16 protein-coding genes and 3 pseudogenes are annotated in these 20,563 nt (G+C 68.5%); 8 read left to right on the top strand and 11 right to left on the bottom strand.

The genetic code is table 11. The annotated features are described in order from the left end of the window. The first annotated feature begins 236 nt into the window (after positions 1 to 236). Positions 237 to 557 (top strand): hypothetical protein, encoded by a 321-nt coding sequence (locus IE275_RS47140; protein ID WP_308435767.1) that lies wholly within the window; start codon positions 237 to 239, stop codon positions 555 to 557. A gap of 325 nt (positions 558 to 882) precedes the next feature. Here the strand turns inward: IE275_RS47140 and IE275_RS40480 are convergent, their stop codons facing one another. The 3 genes from IE275_RS40480 to IE275_RS40470 form a co-directional block, all read right to left on the bottom strand. Further along, a complete protein-coding gene (locus IE275_RS40480; RefSeq protein ID WP_189717704.1) occupies positions 883 to 1,455 on the bottom strand; it encodes a hypothetical protein in 573 nt (190 codons plus the stop codon). Then, complete coding sequence (locus IE275_RS40475) at positions 1,455 to 3,947, bottom strand: DnaB-like helicase C-terminal domain-containing protein (protein WP_189717703.1); 2,493 nt, start codon at positions 3,945 to 3,947, stop codon at positions 1,455 to 1,457. Before IE275_RS40475 ends, IE275_RS40480 begins: the two co-directional genes overlap by 1 nt. A gap of 689 nt (positions 3,948 to 4,636) precedes the next feature. After that, on the bottom strand, positions 4,637 to 4,840 hold the full coding sequence (locus tag IE275_RS40470; protein ID WP_189717702.1) for a hypothetical protein: 204 nt from the start codon (positions 4,838 to 4,840) through the stop codon (positions 4,637 to 4,639). A 155-nt stretch (positions 4,841 to 4,995) separates the two neighbouring features. Between IE275_RS40470 and IE275_RS40460 the strand changes: the two genes are divergently transcribed. Then, on the top strand, positions 4,996 to 6,273 hold the full coding sequence (locus IE275_RS40460) for an MFS transporter (RefSeq protein ID WP_189717701.1): 1,278 nt from the start codon (positions 4,996 to 4,998) through the stop codon (positions 6,271 to 6,273). Positions 6,274 to 6,521: 248 nt separating this feature from the next. Next, positions 6,522 to 7,022 (top strand): hypothetical protein, encoded by a 501-nt coding sequence (locus IE275_RS40455; protein WP_189717700.1) that lies wholly within the window; start codon positions 6,522 to 6,524, stop codon positions 7,020 to 7,022. Between the two features lie 139 nt (positions 7,023 to 7,161). On the opposite strand, the gene IE275_RS40450 is transcribed toward IE275_RS40455, so the two are convergent. From IE275_RS40450 to IE275_RS40430, 5 genes and pseudogenes are all read right to left on the bottom strand, one after another. After that, entirely contained in the window at positions 7,162 to 7,896 is a 735-nt protein-coding gene (locus IE275_RS40450; protein ID WP_189717699.1) for a dienelactone hydrolase family protein, read from the bottom strand. A 240-nt stretch (positions 7,897 to 8,136) separates the two neighbouring features. Then, positions 8,137 to 8,355 carry a transposase gene (locus IE275_RS46365; RefSeq protein WP_229871103.1) on the bottom strand — a complete coding sequence of 73 codons (219 nt, stop codon included), beginning with the start codon at positions 8,353 to 8,355 and terminating at the stop codon, positions 8,137 to 8,139. A 272-nt stretch (positions 8,356 to 8,627) separates the two neighbouring features. Then, positions 8,628 to 9,173 (bottom strand): annotated as a pseudogene (locus IE275_RS40440) (reverse transcriptase domain-containing protein); the annotation flags it as partial. A gap of 533 nt (positions 9,174 to 9,706) precedes the next feature. Beyond that, a pseudogene (locus IE275_RS40435) lies at positions 9,707 to 9,875 on the bottom strand (IS5/IS1182 family transposase); the annotation flags it as partial. A gap of 1,487 nt (positions 9,876 to 11,362) precedes the next feature. Then, on the bottom strand, positions 11,363 to 12,466 hold the full coding sequence (locus tag IE275_RS40430; RefSeq protein WP_229871098.1) for a sugar ABC transporter substrate-binding protein: 1,104 nt from the start codon (positions 12,464 to 12,466) through the stop codon (positions 11,363 to 11,365). A gap of 342 nt (positions 12,467 to 12,808) precedes the next feature. Between IE275_RS40430 and IE275_RS40425 the strand changes: the two genes are divergently transcribed. Beyond that, complete coding sequence (locus IE275_RS40425) at positions 12,809 to 13,249, top strand: FKBP-type peptidyl-prolyl cis-trans isomerase (RefSeq protein ID WP_189717698.1); 441 nt, start codon at positions 12,809 to 12,811, stop codon at positions 13,247 to 13,249. Positions 13,250 to 13,914: 665 nt separating this feature from the next. Here IE275_RS40425 and IE275_RS40420 read toward each other — a convergent pair. Beyond that, entirely contained in the window at positions 13,915 to 14,514 is a 600-nt protein-coding gene (locus IE275_RS40420; RefSeq protein ID WP_189717697.1) for a hypothetical protein, read from the bottom strand. A 210-nt stretch (positions 14,515 to 14,724) separates the two neighbouring features. Here IE275_RS40420 and IE275_RS40415 point away from each other — a divergent pair, with 210 nt between their 5' ends. From IE275_RS40415 to IE275_RS46355, 3 genes and pseudogenes are all read left to right on the top strand, one after another. Continuing rightward, positions 14,725 to 15,909, top strand: coding sequence for a sensor histidine kinase (locus IE275_RS40415; protein ID WP_189717696.1), 1,185 nt, complete (start codon positions 14,725 to 14,727; stop codon positions 15,907 to 15,909). Further along, positions 15,906 to 16,175, top strand: a pseudogene (locus tag IE275_RS46360) (response regulator); the annotation flags it as partial. The gene IE275_RS40415 and the pseudogene IE275_RS46360, both read left to right, overlap by 4 nt. 142 nt (positions 16,176 to 16,317) lie before the next feature. Then, positions 16,318 to 16,566, top strand: a complete 249-nt coding sequence (locus tag IE275_RS46355) for a response regulator transcription factor (protein WP_229871095.1) — start codon at positions 16,318 to 16,320, stop codon at positions 16,564 to 16,566. 54 nt (positions 16,567 to 16,620) lie between these two features. On the opposite strand, the gene tnpB is transcribed toward IE275_RS46355, so the two are convergent. Next, positions 16,621 to 18,078, bottom strand: coding sequence for an IS607 family element RNA-guided endonuclease TnpB (gene tnpB / locus IE275_RS40405; protein ID WP_189717695.1), 1,458 nt, complete (start codon positions 18,076 to 18,078; stop codon positions 16,621 to 16,623). 638 nt (positions 18,079 to 18,716) lie between these two features. On the opposite strand from tnpB, the gene IE275_RS40400 reads away from it, so the two are divergent. Beyond that, positions 18,717 to 19,541: a hypothetical protein gene (locus tag IE275_RS40400; RefSeq protein ID WP_189717694.1), complete on the top strand. Its 825-nt coding sequence runs from the start codon at positions 18,717 to 18,719 to the stop codon at positions 19,539 to 19,541. 396 nt (positions 19,542 to 19,937) lie between these two features. On the opposite strand, the gene IE275_RS40395 is transcribed toward IE275_RS40400, so the two are convergent. Next, positions 19,938 to 20,165, bottom strand: coding sequence for a hypothetical protein (locus tag IE275_RS40395; RefSeq protein WP_189717693.1), 228 nt, complete (start codon positions 20,163 to 20,165; stop codon positions 19,938 to 19,940). Positions 20,166 to 20,563: the final 398 nt, after the last annotated feature.

The raw sequence follows: 20,563 nt of genomic DNA, 5'->3' as shown, positions 1-20,563 counted from the left end.
CGTCCGCCGGTGCGGCATGAGGGCGCCACTGGGGTCGCCGACCCCAGAACACGTGACCGGCGAGTTGAGCTCCCACCGGCCCACGGCCGACCCGTGGTCGGGCCGACCATGAGCCCGACCATGAGCTTCGTGTCCCCATCGTGACCGTGGTCGGGGTCTCATGGTCGATGGTCGGGTCAGGGTCGCCGGATCTTCTCAAAGTCAGCAATCACCCGTTCTGACCTGGGAGTTCAACCATGTCTCCTGGCAAGCAGGCCTCAAAAGGCGAGGCCGCGGCTCCGACGGCGGCGGGCACCCGGCTGGAGAAGACGAGGCGGCGCGTCCGCCTTTCGCGCCTGGCCCTGCTCACCGCGATCGCGGCCGACCCTGCGGGCTATGCGCAGGTGTTCGTCGACGCGTGGCTGCGCAGAGGTGCCGCCGAAGCGGACAGTTCGCAAGCGCGGCTTGCGCACTCCCTCGCGCCCGACGTCGATCTGCAGGACCCGGCTGCGGGTGCGCAGCCGAAGCCGGCAGCGGTGACCGCCGTGCGCAGCGCTCCGGCGGTACGTGGTCGGTGACGGTAGCTGCGCAGCACGCCGACGGACGCCTGCGCTACTTCGCCGTCCCGGTGGCCGCCGACGCGAGTGGCGCCTCGTTCACCGTGACCGGCGCCCCCGGCGCGGTGGCCGGCCCGGCGCGCATCGCGGTGGGCAAGCCGCCCTACGGCGTGAGCGTGCCGTCCGACGGCGACCTGTCCTTGGCCCTCGGCGAGTTCCTCGGCGCGTACCTGACGGGGCCGGTGAGGTGGACCGCTACTCGCTCCCGGCGTGGCGCTGTCGGCGGTCTCGCCCGCACCGGCCCTCGTCTACTGCAGTGGGCAGTTGGACTGATTCGCGTCTGCTGCTACCGGAGTTCGACGGAGTACGAGGCGCCGGGGAACTCCCAGCCGTCGGTGCCTTCGCCGATGTCCGCCACGATCACGCCGTCGACGAAGTGATCCTCAACCACCTCGTCGGTGAGCTCGCCGGCGGCCCAGAGTTCCTCGATCGCGTCCCAGTAGCCCCTGCTCCCGTCGATGCGCAGGGGTGCGGCCCTGCGGGTGCCGCGCTCGCGTTCGTCGGTGCCGGTCCTGACGGTACCGCTGATCTCGAATTGGCCGTCTTTGATGTGGTCGGGGATGGGGTCGGCGGGGACGATGGCGGTGTTCTCGTAGGCGGTGTGGATGAGGTCGCGGTAGCTACGGCGGATGTTGTATTCGGGGTCGGACAGCCAGTTGACCAACGTCTTGGTGGTCACGTGGAGTCCTGCGTCTTCCAAGGCCTGATAGCCGCGGTGGGTTGCGGTGAGCTGGCTGAGCTGCGCGTGCCAGTGCCTCGCGTTGTACGACGACAGCCGGTGCCGGGGAGTGACCTGGGAACGGAGGAGGTCGTTCAGGGCGGCGCCCAGGGAGCCTCCGCGCCCGGTGGGTCCGGCCATCAGTCGTCACCCTCGGGGATGATCTCGCCAGGCTGCACGAACTTGGCCTTCACTTCGCCGAAGCCCGTCCCGATCTTGTACGTGGCAGGGGGCGTGCTGGGGGGTGTCCAGAAGACTGCTGCGTCGACGTTGCGCAGGGCGATGAGCTGGTGCCCTTGCTGGACGGCTCGGAAGGCTACTGACCAGTGGCGGACGGAGGCTTCGGCGACCATGCTCATGCGCCAGTCGGGCCGCCAGAAGGGGGATCGCTGTTCCTGGCGCTTGGGCCACAGCAGGCGCAGGGCGATGGACAGGCGGGTCTTGTACGCCTTGTAGGGGTCACCGCCAATTTGGACGAGCTCGGTCCGTGCTTTCCTGGTGGCTTCGTAGAAGGGCTTGAGGAGCGACTCGTTGGCCTTCCCGGTCCAGGAGTCGTGGATGACCGGGGCGGCAGCGAGATGGCCCTCGCGGACAAGCTTCTCGAGCTGCTTGATGTGCGGGGTGGTGACCCACACGCGGCCCTGGTCGTCGGGGCGTTCGATGATCCGCCCCAGGGGGTGCGGCATGTCTGTGCGGTTCCACCGGGGGATGTCGATGAGATAGATGCCGGCTTGCGTCTTGTCGAACGTGTCGAGGGGGCCGGTGTGCAGGAGCTTGTTCGGGGCGAGGGGGACGGCCGAACAGGCGGAGGGGTAGCTACCATTGCGGTCGATCAGGCACAGCGTGCCCTCGCCGAAGGAGCCGGGCACGTCAAGCCTGTCGCGCCGGACGCGCTTGCCGTTGGCCTTGATGTGGGGGCCGCGTGTGAGGATGACGTCGGGGTGGACCCAGCGTGGCTCGCCGTCCATGTCCTCGCTGATCAGCGGCCATGGACCGCTGTCGCGTTCCTCGGTGCGGATGACCCGGATCGGGTGCATCTTCGAGCGGGCGACGGCGTCCTTGAGGATTTTGAGTGCAGGGAAGACCGCGCCATCGGGCTCGTCCTCCTCATCCCCCGGTACCAGACCGTCCCCGTCGTCTTCTTCGTCAACGTCGTCGGAGACCTGTCCGCGGCCAGCGGCGGCCTGGACAGCGGCAGCGGCGGGCTGCCCCGTGGTGCCTGCGGACACGGCAGTGTTGTACGCCTGTAGCGCAGCGGCAAGGCGGCGTCCTTCGGCAGTGTCAGGCAGCTGCGGCGGTGCTGAAGCTACCTGAGTCAGGGACGGCCCGAGTTCCCTAAGGGCTTCGGGGTCGCCCTTGGCCAGTGCGGTGCGCAGTGCCGCCAGCAGGTGGGTGACGGAGGCCGGCAGTCCCTGCCGGGCACCGGACGTGTACGGGAGCGCGGCTTCGGCCAACTCCCGCTCCACCGCGCTGCCCAGGAACTGCGCGGTCTTTTCGCCGCCCGTGCGGTCGACGGCGGCGGCTCCGGTGTCGAGGAAGCGGGCGTGCAGCAGGTCGGGTCTCAGGTAGGCGGACCCGATCGTGCCGAAGTCGCGTTCGGCGACCGTCACCTGGATTGTGGCAGGGTCGGTGGTCGGGGCGAGCGTCACGAGAACGTCGGCATCCAGGAGGCCCAGGAGGGTGGGGTCGTCGCTGTCGACGATGGCGAGCACCGGGACGTGCAGCGTGCGGGCGAGGTCGGCCAGGGCCTGTGAGGCGTCCGGGAGGCGGTTACCGGAGAGCGGCAAGCGGGCGTTGTGGGCGGCCTGGAGCCGGTCGACGACCACGAGCGCCAGGTCTGGGACGTGCGGGGCCGTATCGGCGATGGCCTCGGTGGTCAGGTCGCTGCCGTCGTCGATCATCAGTGGCGCGTGGACCAACTGCTGGGCAACCTGCTGCTCGTGCTCGGTGAGTCGGCCCTGCTTCAGGCGCGGGTAGTCGCCCCCGGTCTCCGCGGAGATGATGCGGCGGAAGATGTCGGCCCGGTTCGGTCCCGATGCCGCATACAGGACCCGCTGGTTGTCGACGAGCGCGGTCTGCCGTGCGGCGGCCAGGCCCAGAAGGCTCCCGCCGACGTTCGGGGCGGCCGCCACGAGCATCAGCCGGCCTGGCTGCAGACCGCCCGTCGCCGCGTCCACGCCAGGAAGCCCGAACGTGGCGCCCTTGGCCGGGTTGGAGGTGAGCACGGAGCCGATGGCGTCGCCCAGCGTGGCGAGCCTGCGCGGCGCGCTGCCGCCGTCCCGATCGCCCTGCCCGTTCACCGCGCCTCCTGCGGATGCGGTGCGCGCTGCCGTGCCGGACGAGAACGCACCTGAGTCGGTGTCGACGGGGAGCAGCACTGCGACCGGCGTGGTGTTCCGCCGGAGCACCTGCGGCTGTCCCTGAGCCGCCCGCGTGATGAGGTCACCGAAGTCCTTCTGCGCTGCACTCAGCACGTGGGACGGGAACGCATCGGTCTTCCGAGCTGCAGGAAACCGGTCCAACGGCGCCAACAGCGCGCGATCCTCACGCTTGTGGATGAGCGTCGTAACGCCGTCTTCCTCGGCGCGCTTCACCAGAGCGTAGAGATCTTTACGGGCTTCGGTCGCGTTCATCGCGGGCTCTTCGTGCGGCAACTGAATCGCTCACTCTCCCAGACTCATCAATTGCCCACCATGATAGCGATACCCCACGCACTAGCCACTTCAAGAACCTACAAATTCTCGCTAATCTCACTCAGTTAAGGGATTGTTCGGGTCACTTTCGGGCTGCCACCCAGAGCTGACGGCTGCAGGACGGCAGAGTGAAAACCGGGTTCCTGCTATGGCCCCGGCCTGCGCAGCCCGAGGACCGGCAGGAGCGCCACGCGGTCGGCCAAAGGCGTACATGGCGAGACCGCCTCCGCGGTGCCGGGGACCGCGAAGGCCGGGCGCGCAGGGGGCGCTACTCCCAGCAGTGGCGTCCCACGCACACCGTGCAGCAACCGCACCCGTAGTCGCACATGTACGACTGGAGGTCGCCGCAGGCGGAGTTGATCGGGCTCTCGCCGGGGATCGGACAGTAGCACTCGCCGTCGGGGCAGTCGCGCCGGCACCTGTCGTCCTCGTAGTACGGCGGGAGCCCGCACGGCCCGGAGTGCCCGATCACCTGCGCACAGGTCCGGCCGGCGCCATCGACCCACCGTCCGCAATGGGTGACGAACAGCCCATCCTCGGGATGTGCCACTCTTCGTTCTCGGCTCGCTGCTTCGCGGCCCAGCCCTTGGTGAGTTCGGCGTACCGGTCGGTGCCTTGCCCGGCCGTCGTCACTGTCCGGCCGCCTGTCGCTGGGTGAGGAGAGCTGAGAACGGGGACGGGCGGCCCTTGGGGGTCGCGTAGAGGGCCGGCCAGTCGATGCGGCGGCTTCTGGCGAGTCGGTCCAGGTCGGCCTGCCGGTAGAGGAGGCCCTGGGTGTGATGCCGTGCCTCGATGCCGCAAAGCGCGGTGCAGCCCGAATCGAATGACGTCAATCGCCGAAGCCGTCCTCACCCTGGAGCGGCAACGCTGAGAGACCTCACTGCTCTGGCGCCTGAGGTGGATGGCTGTACGGCCAACGCTGGCGCTGACGTCTCGCACGGTGCGCTGCTGCAATAGGGTGCTCGCTGCGCCGAGCCCGAGGGAGATCATGAAGACCGCCGCCGTGTCACCGGAGATCGTCAGCACACCGTTGAGGATCGGGGCCTTCCGCCGGTTCGCGTCGGCCAGTCTCATCTCGGCGACCGGGTCTGCGATGGCCCCTCTTGCACTGGCCTACTCCGTCATCGAGCAGGGTGGAGGAGCCGGATCTCTCGGCCTGGTCCTCGCCACGAACACCGTCCCCACGATCGTGTTCCTGCTCATAGGAGGCCTCTTCGCCGACCGCTTGTCCCGAAGCCGGCTCCTCTTCGTCGGGAACCTGCTGGCCGCAGGTGCACAGGGTGCCCTGGCCGTCACCGTGGCCACGGGGCATGCGACGACCGCGTCGATTGCGGCGTGCGGCTTCGTCTCGGGAACGGCGGCGTCGTTCATCGTTCCCGCCACGCAAGGTGCCCTCGCGCAGATCGTTCCCAAGGAGCACCTGCAGCAGGCCAACGCGTTGCTCAGGCTCCCGAGCAACGCGGTGAGGGTGCTGGGGCCGGTCGCCGGCGGATTCGTCGTCGCCGCGAGCGGCGCGTCGTGGGCACTGGCCTGGGACGCGCTCACGTTCGCCGTCGCGGCTGTCCTGTTTCTTGGTCTGCGCCTGGAAGCCCCGCCCACTGCGCCCGCAGGCGTCCTGGCCGATCTGCGGGCAGGCTGGACAGCCTTTTGGTCCCGTACCTGGCTGTGGACCTATACCGCCGCCGGCACAGTCCTCGTCGCCGCATGGCTGGCGGGCTTCCAGCTTCTTGGCCCCCTTGTTGCCGCGCGGCAGTACGCCGGAGCACGTGACTGGGGTCTGATCCAGGCCGCCTTCGCCTGCGGCCTGCTGGCGGGAACCCTCGTATGCCTTCGCTGGAAGCCGCACCGGCTGCTCGCCGTCGCGGTGATCACGGCCGGCGCTCTCGCGCTCCCACTGGCGGCCATGGCCTGCAGTCTGTCTCTGCCACTCGTTCTGGTGGCCGCCTTGCTGGCAGGTATCGGACTCGATGTCGCGATCGTCACCTGGAACACCGCATTCCAACAGCATGTGCCCCAGGCCGAACAGGGCCGCATGAGTGCGTTCAACGGCGTCGGGGAACGCCTCGCCATCCCCCTCGGCTACCTCATCGCCGCCCTCGCCGCCCACTCGTGGAACAGCCAGGCAGTCCTCCTGGCCTGCGCCGCCATGATCACGGTCGCGACCGTCCTCAACCTCTGCGTCCCGGCCGTACACCGTGTCAACCGGCTCACCCCGAGCCATCACTCGAGGGCATCGCACGACGATCGCCAGGCAGAGCAGACGTAGCGGACGTTCCGAGTCGTTCGCCCACACCGGCAGCCCCACCCCGCGCTCAGCTCTGCCTTACCCTTCACCGGCTCGCCCCTCGCCGGGCCGGTTCACGGCCGGCAGGCACACGGCAGGGCGGTGCGCCACGGCTGCGACAGTGCACAGAGGGCGGTCCGTCGTGCGCCCTGCGGCGCGGCGTCCTCAGGCGGCGCGGGATGGGGTGTTGAGCCGTTTCGAGCTCGAGGAGGAGAGCAACACTTGCCGGCATGCCGAGCTTTCAGCAAAGGAAGGCCATAGGCGACGCACACGAAAGGCGCGTCGCCCGGGAACTCGCCCTGCGCGGGTGGGACGTCAGCGCGTGGGGCCAGGAAGTACTGACCGAAGCAGTCCGATTCCCCCTGCGGGGCACCGAGAGTTCGCTGCACTGGACACCCGATCTGGTGGCCGCCAAGGACCGGCAGGTGTTCTTGATCGACTCCAAGAGCCGCATGACCAGCCGCACCACCCGCCGCCACGCAGTGGAGCGAGCCGCCGTTACAGCGCACCTCCAGTTCGCCGCCTGGACGCAACTGCCGCTCTGTTACGTCTTCGACAACCTCGACGTCCTCACTCCCCTGGACGTCCTGATGCTGGGCCGCACGGGCCCCCAGCCGGCCGCAGGCTCCGGTTCCCCCTACCACCTGGTGCCCACGAGACGCTCTCTCACATTCGACGATGCGTTCGGAGCCGCGCAGCAGCCGCACGCCTCAGAACTCGGCGCCGCCTGACACGGCCAGCATGCGGCCGCGGTCAGGGCGCGCCCTGGTCCTCCTTTCCGCGCTCGTCGCACCGCAGCTGCGACCCCAGGCGACATTGGCCGGCAGGCGCAGCGCCGTGTACTTCAGGTTTGGTTCCTAGCCCGGAGCCTCAGCTGTTGCCCAGGGTGCGGTCCAAGAGAGGGAGCAGTTGGTCCCAGTGGCGCTTCAGCCCGGAGGCGCTGAAAGCGTCGGTGTCGGACATGGTGAAGCCGTGGATGGTGCCGGGGTAGATCTCGGAGGTGTATCTGACACCTGCGGCGTCCAGTGCCTGGTTGAGCTCGCCGAGGGCTTCGGGTGTCATGTCGCCTTCGGCGTGGCCGAGGTGGACCTGGGCGGTGAGCTTGGAGAAGAGGTCGTGCCCATCGACGCCCACGGGGCCGTGGAATGCAGCTACAGCTGCGACCTGGCCGGGGTGGGCCGCGGCGGTGCGCATCGCCAGGAGGCCGCCTATGCAGTAGCCGGTCACCGCGACCGGACCGGCGCCGACCTCGGGTTGGACAGTGAGGAACCTGAGATAGGCGTCGGCGTCGCTCAGAACACGTTCGGCGGTGTGCGCCTCGATCAAGGGCATCAGCTGGGCGAAGATCGCGGGCCGGACCTCTTCTCCGATGTGCTCGGGAAGCTCGACCACCGGTGCCGGGCCGTGCCGGTAGAACAGGTTGGGGACAAGCACGTAGTACCCGTGCCCCGCCAGTTCGCGGGCCATCTCCCGCAGCACGGGCCGGATGCCGAAGCCGTCCGCGTACATCAGCACCCCCGGGTGCCGCTCGCCGCGGTCAGGGAAGGCGGCGAACGCATCGCCTTGCCCGTATGCGGTGGGAATCTGCAACGTCTTGGTGGGCATGAATTCTCCTGTCGTGGTTGATGTGATCGAACCTGTGATCAACACGACGGAGGCGGAGCCCGCGCAGCAGCGCAAGATCCTCGATCGGGCAGCGGGCCCGTACCGGCCCGTACGGCGCTCAGAAGAGCACCGGGTCACCAATCTGTGTGTGGCGCAATGCCGTCCCGGTAGTCATCCCCACAACATAGTCCACAGCCCTGATCACCCGGTCGCCTTGTCGCCCCGTCCTTGGCACCTGCATCACTCCTCGATGCTGCCCTCGGCCCCCGAGCGCAGCCCGTAGAGCCGGCGCCAGTCCGGATCCTGCCGGTCGGCGCGGTTCTCGACCTGGAGTTCGTGCAGGCCGCGGGTCTGGAAGTACAGGCTGCGAAACGCTCCCGGCGTGCACGTGGCCTGTTCGGGGCAGCGGCCGCACTGGCGGGCGTCGAACCGGACCGTCACCAGGGTCGGCTCCTGCACCGGAAGGTCCTTCCAGTTGCCGCTGACCTGCCCGTTGATGCAGGTGACCTCGCGCCGGTCGAAGTCGCGACGAAGTTCTCCCGGCCGAAGCCGTCGCCGGCCGGGTGTTGCGGGGTGGTGCTGGGCGGAAGCGACCCGATTAGGGTGACGCGGTGCAGTCGGGCGGCGTCGTCCATGCCGGCGACGCAGGTGTAGCCGCCGTCGATCAGCTGCTCGCCGGACAACAGCCGCAGCCGCCGGAGGCGGGCATGGATGCCGGGCAGGACCTGGCACCGCTGGTCGTGGATCTTCTCACCGAGGATCGACAGCAGTACCTGGTGGTCCAGGCTGCCGAAGCAGTCGGCGATGTCCCCTTCGATGAACCAGGAAGTCCCGGTCCAGGTATGGTCCACCTCCCGCAATGCGGTGTGGCAGCCCCGGCGGGGACGGAACCCATGAGAGCGGTCGGAGAACGTCGGCTCGTAAAATGCCTCAAGTAAAAGGCGGATCACTTCACCGACGAGCTTGTCCGACCAGGTCGGCAGTCCCAACGGGCGTGTCTTCCCATTCTTCTTTGGGATATGGACACGCCGGACCGGACGGAAGCGGTAACGCTCGTGGCGCATCGCCTCAATGATCCGGTCGATCTTCCGCTGCGACATGCCGTCCACGGTTTCCGACGTGGCCCCGGGCGTCATCGCACCATGGTTGGCATAGATTCGACCGTAGGCCAGCAGATACAACTGCGGGTTGAACAGTTGCCGATACAGTTCATCACACGGCAGGCCACGCCTGCCGCGTGCTCGCAGGACACCCAGCACCGTTTTGGCGTTCTGCATTCCGCATACCTCCCGGCTTCGAGTGTCCGAATCACCTGGCCCCCTTCGCCCGATGTGGACGGCTTTCCCGTCCTCCCTGGCCGGTCGTGACTCCGGCGACTACTACGGGGCCTCCGTCGCCATAGGATTCTCATCCCGTAGGCGATCCCACGTTCGTCTCTGTCTGCACGTTCTAGCGCGACACAGGCGCCCCACTCATCTCCTTTAATGTCCTCGTTGGACATCACTCCGCACCCCGGAGGTGCACCGGGTCACAATGAAACCCCGCGCAGAATGCGGCGCCGGTTACAGCTGTCGTTTCCGGCGGATGGGAACTTGCATCTTCTGGAGATTGGGCTTCAAACAATCCAGTCTTCGCCATATCGCGCGGGCCGCCCAGTACACCGTCTCTGACAACTGAGCCCGGTCACTGGTTTTCTGACATGCTGTTGTCCCGTTCACCTTTCGGATCCAGGTAAGTCATCCGGCCCAGGAACTCCTTCCGAGTTCCTCCCGGCTGAACCGGGGATACAAACAGAGCGCCTCCTGGCGCACACCGTACGCTCGACCACCCATCGGTGCCTGCCCAGGCGGCTGGAGGGCTCGATGCCACGGCGGGCAATCCGCGGCACGATCTGTCGGCGAACGTAGCCAGCCGCGCAGGTGGTCGAAGTCGTAGCCCTTGTCCGCATGAGGATTGCGCGTCGTAGGGTCTGGCTGCCCATGGTGAACAGTTCACCAGGCCAGACGCGTTCGGCGGACTCCAGGCGGGCCGCGGCAGCTTTGCGGTTCCGGTCGACGGCGCCGATCAGGGTCGGCAGGACGGAGAGGCGCTCGCGGGTGCGTTGGTCCATCCGGGCCTTCTGCCGGGACTTCATCTTACGGTGCTGGACATCGTCGGCGCGGACCGGGCAGGGGACGGCCCAGGGGCCCCAGCGGGAGGGTTCGTCGAGTGCCCACTGGGCCAGGTCCAAGAAAAAGGCGCGGACGGTCATCAGGGTGTCGGAGGCGGTGGCCCGTTCCACTGTGGTTTCCACGACCTGGCCGTGCTCGTCGGTGGTGCGGCCGGTCCGGACCTGCAGACGCCGCTTCCAGGCGGCGGCGACGTCCGGTGCGAGCCGGAGCGATCCGTGGAGGACGCCGCACTGGGTGAACAGGGCGATGAAGTCCGCCACGGCGCTCTCACCGCGGTCGGGGTACGGGCCGATCCTGAACAGCGGTTCCGTGAGGGCCGACGGGTGTCCGGCGCACTCGGTCATCAGATTGATCACCGGGCGCCAGGGTTCCAGGACGGCGGTTGGCAGCACTTCGGAGAGACGCCAGACGGTTCGCCACGCGTTGGGGATCGCGGACTCCCATTCCGTGTCCTCGTCGAGAACCGCAGCCAGTGTGCGGGCGAGTCGTGTGTCCTCGTCTGCGAGTTCGGTCCGGGCGGCCTGCACGGCGTGCGGACCGAGGGTCGGGCCGAAACCGGTGGGAAGTGCTTCCACCAGATCGGCTTCGTGCTCCGGCCCGCGCCAGCCGAGGACCACTTGGACGAACTCGCCGACGTCCGCTGTGAGCAGCGGCACGGCGTTCAGGCGGGCCAGCACGTCGAAGGCGTCCGTCCACCACGGCACGTCCTGCGCCTCGGCGGCTGCGGCTTGGCAAGGTGGACAGCGAGAAGCCGCTCGCGTTCCCAGCCACCCAGCGCCTTGACCGTCCAGGCCCCGGTCCGCCTCTGCAGCTCGGCGCTGCGCTCTGCGAGTTCGATGCGCGCGAAGTCCAGGCAGGCGTCCGCGGCCAGCCGGGCACCCATGAGTGCTCGGCTCCCGGCCAGGCTCGGCGAGCGCAGGTCATCGCTGACTTGCAGCTGCTCACGAACACCGTCCGGCCACGCACTGAGCAGACCGAGCGCGAAACTCTGGTGACCAGCCCGGTGTCGGCGGATCCGGCCCCCTGAGGCTGCTTCAGACCTCGATGCAGGCGACGACGACCAGGTCCGCAGGCGGTGACGAAGTACAGCACGCGCACCGCCTCGAGTTCGCCGGTGTACTGGCGCGGCCGGAGGCCGGTGGTGTCGGTGGGGAGCGGTTCGCCCATGCCGGAGCCGACGGAGATGACGCCCACGGTACGGTCCAGGGCGGGCAGAGTGAGCCAGCGGCGGACAGCTGCGCGGTGCCGTCCGCGGGCGGGGGGGCCCGGGAGCGACGTTTCCGGCAAGCGCAGGGCTACTTCAGCCCGATGGCCGCGCAGTCCGCCGCGTAGGTCGCGGTGCAGATCTGCCGGACCGTGTAGACCCCGTCCGTGATCACCGTCCTTTCGATGGTGTCTTTCGTGAGGCTGACGATCGGCACGAGCATCGCGGGGACGTTCTTCTGCGTCGGGCTGTCGACCGTGTCGCGAGTGAGCGCGTCGAATGCGATGTCACGGCCCTGCACCTTGTTCACCGCCATTTGCGCGGCGTAAGTGGCCTCGTCCAGGAACGACTTATACACGGTCATGTACTGCTCACCCGTGACGATCCGCTGCACCGCATCCAGGTTTGCGTCCTGCCCGGTCACCGGCGGGATCCGGCCGACGCCCGCCTCCTTCAGCGCGTCGATGACGGCACCCGCGATGCCGTCGTTCGCCGCGTAGACGGCGGCGATGTGATCCAGGCCCACCGACTCGATCGCCTGCTTCATGTTCGCCTTGGCGACCGCGGGCGACCACTTGTCGGTGTCGTACTGCTTGACGATGTCGACCTTGCCCTGGAGTTCGCCGAGTGCGCCCTCCTTGAACTGCGCGGTGTTCGGGTCGGCGGAATCGCCGTTCATCATAACAACCTTGCTGCTCGACGCCTTCGTGGCGAGTGCCTCGATGATCGCGCGGCCCTGTACCTGGCCGACGAGTTCGTTGTCGTGGGAGACGTACGCGTCGATCGGGCCCTGCGCAAGGCGGTCGTACGCAATGACCGGTATGCCCGCGTTCTTCGACTTCCGCACGTCCGGCGCGATGAGCTCGGCGTCCACGGCGTCCACCAGGATGACGTCCACTTTGTCTTCGACCATGCGCTGGAACTGCTGGCTCTGCTTGGCCAGGCTCGCCTCGGCGTTGGCGTAGAGGACCTTGCCCTTGTTGTGTGTGAGCGAGGCGACTTCCTTCTTGATGATGGGGTAGTCGAATTTCTGGAAGCGCGCCGTGTCCCGGTCGGGCAGGAGCAGCCCCACCGTGATGTCATCGCCCTTCGGGGATGCGGAGCTTCCGCCGCCGCCGTCCCCGCCGATGGCGCCGCACGCGGCGAGTGACAGTGCGGACGAGTAGGCGGCCAGGGCTGTGGCGGTACGGCGCACAGCGGTCCTATGAGTGGTAGCAGTGCTCACGTCAGGGGCCTTCCGAAACAGGGAGCAACGTCGCATCCCGAGTGGCCGATAGCCAAGCGGCGAGCGATGTGACACGTCAAGATGTTGTCGTAACAAATTCACGGTCTGGTTCGGCCTGGGCCGGGTCCAGCGGAGCGGCGTGGGAGCAGCAGCGGCAGGACGCACACGAGGAACTGCGGGCGCAGGTGTGGCTGCCGGCAGTCGCGGTGTTGGTGGGCTCGTTGCCTGTAGCGTGATCGCCTGTCGCATGGAAGGTCCATGTGTCCGGCCGACCCGTCCAAGGGATTCCGGGTGGCGAGCGATGGGACCGTGATGAGCGAACTGACGAAGCCCAGAATCGAGGTTCCGGAGGGGGATGCGCCCACCGAGCTGACGATCCGGGACCTCGTGGTCGGGGACGGACCCGAGGCCCAGCCGGGCAGGGTCGTCCAGGTTCACTACGTAGGAGTCACGTTCGCTTCTGGACGAGAGTTCGACTCCTCCTGGGAGCAGGGCCGACCGTTCAAGTTCGCCGTGGGCGGTGGCAAGGTCATCAAAGGCTGGGACCGGGGAGTAAGGGGAATGAAGGTCGGCGGCCGACGCGAGATCATCGTTCCCCCGCGCCTCGGCTACGGCAGGCAGTCACCCTCTCCGCTGATCCCGGCGGGCTCGACGCTGATCTTCGTCGTGGACCTGCTGACGGTCGTGGGCGGGCCCGCCAGAAGGGGCCCCGGCGAAGCACCCCCCACGTCGGCGAGGAAGACGTCGGGGTAGGCGTCTCAAGAGTTCATCGTGGAGTCCTCCCGACGCGGGTTTGCTTGTCGGCGGTCCCCCGGCGGAGGCGACCGAGTGTGAGACGCGGTTGCCCGGTTCCTCGACCATGTCGAGGGTCCCCACCCCGCCCGACGTCGCGGCAGACCGGGCTGTGCTGTTCACAGAGAGCGGAGGACGCCGACGGCCCTCGAGCGCGGGACCTGCGGGACCGCGGCGCGGTCGCTACCGTCATCGACTCCCATGGCGTGCTCGCCGTGCAACGAGGCGCCGGCGCCATGCAGTACTTTCTCGAGGACGTCATCGCCCTGCGCCACGCCGCCGAAGGACTCGGACGCATCTACCCCCGACCCTCCGAATCCCTTGACGGGGCTGCGGCATCGAGGTGCGTGTCCGCTCCACTGCGACGGGGCCGTCGGCCTCCAACACGGCTTCCAGCGCGTCGATCCGCCGACTCGGGCGGATCAAGTCCAGGCGGTCCAGGTATCCGCCGCGAAATGGGCTGAGCCTGCCACCGGCCGACTCCCGGCCCAACCCCCGCCACCTCCAAGGGGGTTGGGCCGGGTCAGGCGGACGGGTACGGGCGTGGAGCGGCCCTCGGCCTCGTGGGGTGGCGGGTGCCGGGTCAGTGGTCGGCAGCGGCAGGCCACCGGGGCGGGTGGCGGTGATCATCCCTCTTCGCGTCGGGTGCGGATGCTCAGGGCGATGACGGAGACGAGGAACCAGAAGGCGCCGAAGGCCGAGTAGCCGGCGACGGTGGACAGCCCGCTCGTCGCCGAGGAGGAGGTGGCGGCGATGGTGGCGCCGGCGAGGACGGACTGTCCGCCGCTGATGACCATGGGCCACTGGGCTCCGACGGTACGGCGGCGCCGGATCGCCACGACGAGCTGGACGGCTCCGGCGAGGAGGGCCCAGGCCCCGAACACGAGGAGAGCCTTCCCGATGGTGGAGAAGGAGGCGACGATCATCCCCGTGGTGGTGGCGAGGCCGAGACCAAGGTTGACGGCACTGACGCGGTCGGTGGAGCCGGTGCCGGCCAGACGACGTTCCAGGAGCGTGGCGATGACGTCCCACAGGGGGTAGACGACGAGCAGCGCGGCCGCGATCGCTGTGGGCTTGTCCGCCGACACGAGCCGGGCGGAGGTGCTGAAGACTAGTACCACCCAGATCAGGGAGAAGACGACTCGGATCAGGTGCAGCACGCGGAGCCCGGAGAGCGTCGTCGTGGCCGTGGTCGAAGCTGTCGAAGTTACGGTGGTCTGAGTCATCGGATGTCCCGTTGTGATCGTGACGGTGTGAGACGGTCGCCTCGATCACGAGTCTCAGCCGCCTCGAAAGGGGCCGCGTACTTCGAACGAAGTACTTCCGTCGTCCACCTCGACGGAAAGGGGCTCCGCCGTCCCCATCGGCCGGAACAGCCTCGCCCTCTACAACATTCGAAGTACACGGCCGCCGCACGCGTGAACGAGAATCAGCTCATGGTCAAGGCGCAGAACAGTCAGGACGGGCCCGCGGCACCGCTGTGGGTCCGCCGCCCCGAGGTGCCGCACCGAATCGCCTACGCACTGGCCGCGCTGGTGCTCACCGGTCAGATCGTGGCAGTGGTACTGAGGGACTCGGACTGGCCGACGGCCCTCTCCGTACTCCTCGCCGGCGGCGGTGTCGCCCTCTCATGGTGGAACCCGTGGGCAGGACTGATCGTCACGAGCGCGGCGTCCTTCGCCGTCACAGCGGTGGGTCACGACCCGCTGTCGGTGTGGATGATGGCGGTGCTCGTGCTGTTCTCGGTCACGCTCAGGGGAAAGCAGCCACTGGCCGGAACCGGCATCGTGGCGGCGTTCTTCCTGGGAGCGTTCATGACGGTGGGAGGATTCCGTGGCGGCGCGGTCGTCGGAGCCGCCGCCCTCTTCTCAGCCGTGGCAGGAGGTGCGACAGGGGCCGCGCTCCGCATCCACAGAGAGCACTGGCGGACCCTGGAGGAACGGGCCGAAAGCGCCATCGCCACCCGCGAGATCGAAGCCGCCCGACGAGTGACCGAAGAACGACTCCGCATCGCCCGAGACCTCCACGACGTCATCGGCCATCAGGTCGCGATGCTGAGCCTGCACCTCGGTGCCGCGGAGATCGGGCTGCCCGAGGGCGCCGAGTCTTCTTTGCAGGCCCTTGTCTCAGCCAGGTCCAGCGCCCGCACCGTCGTCGTCGAAACGCAACGCATCCTCGCCCTCCTGCGCCTCGGGGACGTCGTTTCCGACGACGAGGCGCTCCGGCCGGCCCCGGCGCTCGGCGGCCTGGAAGGACTTGTCGCCTCCTTCGAGAGCGTCGGCCTCGACGTCCGGCCTTCCATCGGCATCCCTGATTGTTTCGTGGAGCCCAGCGTCGGCGTGACGGTCTACCGGGTCGTTCAAGAAGCACTCACGAATGCCTACCGGCACGGAGAGGGGGCGGCGACGGTGGACGTGCGGGAGCTCGACGGCAGGATCTGCGTCACCGTGGAGAACCCCGTCGGTCATTCACCCCGCACCTCCGACGCGGGCAGCGGGCTCGGACTCGTAGGGATGCGCGAACGCGTCGAGTCCTCCAACGGACGGCTGACGATCGACAGTCACGACGGGCGGTTCCGGGTCCATGCGGAGTTCAGCCCCGTGGGGGCGCTCGTCCGATGACGCGGATTCTGATCGTCGACGACCAGGACGAGATCAGGGCCGGGATCCGGACGATGCTCCGGCTCGACCCGAGTCTCGTCGTCGTGGGTGACCTCTCCGACGGGCTCCAGGTCGCCCCCTTCCTCCGGGACCACCCCGTCGATCTGGTTCTGATGGACATCCGGATGCCCGGCATCGACGGCGTCGAAGCCACTCGCCGGATCCGCGAAGAGCATCCGCCCGAAAGGACGCGGGTGATCGTGCTGACCACTTTCGACCAGGACGACATAGTTCTTGCCGCCCTGCGCGCAGGCGCCAACGGTTTCCTCAGCAAGACCGTCAGCCCTGGAACTCGTCACCGGAATCACCGAGGTCGTCGGCGGTGGCGGTGCGCTGTCGGCCGCCGCGACGGCCGCGCTCATCGGCCATATGACCGACAGCCCGCCCCCGGTGATCGACCGGGAACTGCTGCGGCGCTTCGACGCCCTGACACCCAGGGAGCGGGACGTGGTCGTTCTCGTTGCGAGCGGTCTCGCCAACGCCGAGATCGCGGCCCAGATGTCCGTGTCGCCGTTCACAGTGAAGACGCACGCGGTGCGCGCCATGACGAAGGTCGGCGCACGTGATCGCGCACAACTCGTCTCGTTCACCTTCCGGGCCGGGCTCTACCGTTGCTGAGGACGTAGTCATGCCTCAGTAATCCGGGCATTTCGGCCCGGAAGGTCCGTCACATCACCAGAGCGTCAGGGGCTCGGCTTGAGGACGGTCTCTCGTTTCCTTCCGCCGCTGGTGCGGCAGGGTTGCGCCACCTGCCCGCCCCGCCTCCGCCTTGCGGCGGGGGCGGGTGGCGCGGGTCTTACGGTCAGCTCCGCGAGGCTTCGACACCACCGGGGCGGTGTCCTGGTCTCCGGCCACTCCGGTACCAGCTACTGCGGCTGCCGCGAGCGCGGCGAGGTTGAGTGCGGCATTGTCGTCCCGGTCGGTGACCAGGTGGCAGATGTCGCATTCGTAGGTCCGGACGTACAGCGGCAGCTTGGCTTTCACCACGCCGCACCCGGAGCAGGTCTTGGAGGAGGGGTACCAGCGGTCGGCGACCATGAGGCGCGTGGCGTGGCGCTGGCGGGACTTGTAGTCGAGCTGGCGGCGGATCTCGCCGAATCCGGCGTCGGCGATCCTGCGGGCCAGACGCCGATTACGGAGCATCCCCGCGACGTTGAGGTCTTCCACCACCACCGTGCCGTACTCGGCGGCCACGGCGGTGGTGAGTTTGTGCAGGGCGTCTTCGCGGAGGTTCGCCACGCGATGATGGACCTTGTTGCGGGCGGCGTTGGCCTTCTCCCACCGCTTCGACGGCTGTTGTCCCGTGCCCCGGTCGGGGCCCTGGCGGCGGGAGACGGCGCGGGAGGCGCGGCGCAGTCGCTTGCGCGCGGCGTCGTAGTGCCCGGGATTCGCGACGGTACGGATCTCGCCAGTGCTGTCGGCCATGACCGCAAGGGTCTTCACCCCGAGGTCGATGCCGACCGCGACATCCGGCCGCGTGACGCGGACCAGGTCGCGCTTCACCTCGGTCTGGAACGAGACGAACCAGCGTCCGCGTTCGTGCCGCACGGTCGCAGACAGGATCCGGGCCGTCCCGGCCCGGACGCGGTCGAGGAGCTTCACCGTGGGTTCGTGGGTGCGGATCCTGCCCAGGCGGGGCAGCGTGACGTGCCGACCGTCGGCGTCCACGCGGATCGTGCCGGTGGTGAACCGGCAGGACAGACGCGCCTTCCGCTTGGACTTGAAGCGGGGCATCCCCACCGCCCGGCCCTTGCGCTTGCCCTGCTTCGACTTCGCGTAGTTGTCGAACGCGGCGGCGGCGTTGGCCAGACCGGTGGAGTACGCCTCCTTCGAGTTCTCCTCCCACCAGGTGGCGAACCGAGGGCAAGTGTGTTTGCCCTCGTTGAAGGCCTTCCGCAGGGCGGGCAGCGACCACGGCCGCCACTGCGTCAACCGATCCTCGGGCACGCCGTAGGACTCCTCCGCGCGACGCTGCCACCACGACGCCTCGACCCACCCGACAGCCCAGTTGTACGCGGCACGCGCCGCGCCGCAGTGCGAACGCAGCGCCTGCTCCTGGGCGGCGTTGGGGTCCAGGGCGAACCGGAACGCCTGCACCACAAAACCGGGTTGCGCCTGGAACTTCTTCACTGGACGTCCTCGCCAGTCGCCACAGCCACCGCGCGGGCGGAGCGGTTGGTCGGCCGACGACACGAGGTTGCAGGGACGGACGGAGCGGGCTCAGCAACCAGCCACGTTCCGGACGGCGCCTGGCGGACCGGAACGGGCATCTTCCCGGCCTTCACCCATCGCCAGGCGGTCTGGTAGCTCACGCCCTGCTGACGTGCCCACTCCGAAAGCTTCACAAGGCCAACCGTATTCGAGACGCCCGACTGGAAGTGACACGAACGACTAGAAAACCCGTAGCAGCCCACCCCTGAGCCTGCGTGAGCGACCGCCCCGACAGGCGGTAGCCCGGCACGCGCCTTGTACCTCGACGAGCGGCGCATTTTCCGTCGCTCACTCTCTCCGATCTGCGGCAACGCCGCTCTCCCTCCACGCTTGGCGTCTGCCGGGTGCTGTTCCCTCGGGCACGATCCCGAAGTCTGCCGGGGGAGACACCGTGAAGGGAGGCGTAAGGCCCGCCAGTGTGGCATTCCCTATGGCTGGCCTCACGGCCCGAGCCGTGAAGCGCAGGCTCAAGCAGATCCAGTACCGCCCCGACCTGGTCGACGGCTGCCTCGCCGCCACCGACCTCATCCCGGACAGTTGAGCGGTACCTTGCCACCATGTGCATCTCGACGGGTGAGGCCGCGTTCTCCGGCACGATCGTGTATTGCGGAAGGCAGCACCACCCGGTGCACGGCCTGATCCACGTCCTGGGCTACCAGAACACCGCCGTCAATCTGGCGGACGGCCCGAACGCCATGCTGCTGCACCTGCCCACCACGCAGCTCACCCCCAGGCACTTCCTCTCCGCCGGGCGCACAGGCGACGTCCTGGGCCGTATGGTCGCCGCTGTCGAACCCGTCGCCGCCGGGGCACACGACATCGCGTGGATGAGCGCGGAACCGCAGCCCGTCCAGGTCTTCGACCATGACGTCTACACGGTGCTCCTGGCCACCGACCCCACCGCGGTCCCCACCGCGCTGCGACACGTGCCGCCGCACCGCCGCCCCGACCTCGACCCGGACCTCCTGCGCTTCTACGCCGACCACTTTCCTGACCACACCATCGCCGTGTGCTGCTTCGACAACGCCGACGCGCAACGCGCCAAGCCGCTGCTGCTGTGGTACCCGCCGCTCGACCCGGACCAGTTGACCCTGCCGGCCCTGGACAGCCACACCGGAGCGGCACCGGACCTGGACGCCGCGGTGACCGTGGACCACTGGGTCCTGCTCTCCACCGACCAAGCCCCCGCCGGCTGGGGTGAACCCGTCGACTACCCCAGTAACATGCGCCACAGCCTGCGCGGCTTCCTTCCCACCACCGTTGTGGGCCGGTACTACGGCGAAGGGCAGAACCTGCTCAACGGAGACTTCACCATCAGTCACCGGAGCCTTCTCGCTGGGAACCTTGACCGCATCGAGCGCCTGCAACCGACTCGCCGCTGATGGGGCAGGACGACCGGGCTGTCGCACATCGACCGAACCCGACATCACCCAAGTTCAGTGGCCCGTCGGTGTTCCGTTTCCCGGGTCGCCGTCCCGCTGTACGAGAAGGCGCTGGCCACCGAGCAGGACGAGCGGCGACAACGCCGGAACCTGCAAGACATGCGGGACTGGGTGATGGCCGGCAATCCGGTCGACACCCGTGACTCTTCGATGCGTTCGTACGACGGCGTCCTTGCCGCACTTCCCTCACTGCTCGGCCTCTTGGGCGATGAGAATCCCCGTGTCCGCACCAGGACCGCCTACCTGCCGGCCGGGTTTCCCGCACTGGCAGGCACTTCCCTTCCTCTCCTTCTCGGCCTCGCCGCGCACGAGGACAATGTCGTCGCGAAAGCCACCTCACTCGTAGCTGCCGGCATCCTCGGCACGACGGCTCTCCTGGGGACCCTCGCCGCCGATCTGGACGCCGAGGAGGGCCTCGTACGCCGGGCTGCCGCCATGGCCATCGCCCAGACCTCCCGAAGCGTCGCCGCGGAGCTCGACGGCCCGCTGCTCGACCGTGCCGTCGCCGAACTCGCGGCCGCGGCCGCAGCCCCTGCGCCCGTAACCGCGACCGCGACCGCGCACAGCCTGGGCGACTTCCACGGCCAGACCGCCGACGTTCTGCTCGCCCTTCCGCCCTCCCCCGCCTCGCGCGCCGCAGTCGCCGCCTGCCTTCCGTCCGTCAGCACGTCACAAAGGGCATTCAAGGCGACGGCGGTCCTGCCGGACCTGTTCCTCAGCCCCCTGCCCGACCCACGCCCCCCGTACGCGAGCCTTCCCCGCCGGTGCCCAAGGTCGACTCGCTGGCCGAGCCGAACGGGCTCGTCGAGCAGTGGGACTTGCGTGACGGGCGGCGCCGGATCAGTTCATGGCCGCGGACGATCGACGAGTGATTCCAGGTGGAGCGTCCGCTGCTGATGCTGCCGACCTAGTACTGCAACGGTGTCTGCACTGATTGCTGGGCAGGTGTCAGGGGCTGTGTC

It is taken from the genome of Streptomyces phaeofaciens (assembly GCF_014648915.1).
GTDB lineage: Bacteria > Actinomycetota > Actinomycetes > Streptomycetales > Streptomycetaceae > Streptomyces > Streptomyces phaeofaciens.
Note: the sequence above shows the minus strand (reverse complement) of the source record. Positions and strands in the feature narration are given on the sequence as shown.

Excerpts from the sequence above, each read along its gene's own strand:
- IE275_RS47140 (WP_308435767.1), top strand. The coding sequence starts at position 237 with ATGTCTCCTGGCAAGCAGGCCTCAAAAGGCGAGGCCGCGGCTCCGACG.
- IE275_RS40480 (WP_189717704.1), bottom strand. The coding sequence starts at position 1,455 with ATGGCCGGACCCACCGGGCGCGGAGGCTCCCTGGGCGCCGCCCTGAAC.
- IE275_RS40475 (WP_189717703.1), bottom strand. The coding sequence starts at position 3,947 with ATGAACGCGACCGAAGCCCGTAAAGATCTCTACGCTCTGGTGAAGCGC.
- IE275_RS40460 (WP_189717701.1), top strand. The coding sequence starts at position 4,996 with ATGAAGACCGCCGCCGTGTCACCGGAGATCGTCAGCACACCGTTGAGG.
- IE275_RS40455 (WP_189717700.1), top strand. The coding sequence starts at position 6,522 with ATGCCGAGCTTTCAGCAAAGGAAGGCCATAGGCGACGCACACGAAAGG.
- IE275_RS40450 (WP_189717699.1), bottom strand. The coding sequence starts at position 7,896 with ATGCCCACCAAGACGTTGCAGATTCCCACCGCATACGGGCAAGGCGAT.
- IE275_RS40425 (WP_189717698.1), top strand. The coding sequence starts at position 12,809 with ATGAGCGAACTGACGAAGCCCAGAATCGAGGTTCCGGAGGGGGATGCG.
- IE275_RS40420 (WP_189717697.1), bottom strand. The coding sequence starts at position 14,514 with ATGACTCAGACCACCGTAACTTCGACAGCTTCGACCACGGCCACGACG.
- IE275_RS40415 (WP_189717696.1), top strand. The coding sequence starts at position 14,725 with ATGGTCAAGGCGCAGAACAGTCAGGACGGGCCCGCGGCACCGCTGTGG.
- IE275_RS46355 (WP_229871095.1), top strand. The coding sequence starts at position 16,318 with ATGACCGACAGCCCGCCCCCGGTGATCGACCGGGAACTGCTGCGGCGC.
- IE275_RS40400 (WP_189717694.1), top strand. The coding sequence starts at position 18,717 with ATGTGCATCTCGACGGGTGAGGCCGCGTTCTCCGGCACGATCGTGTAT.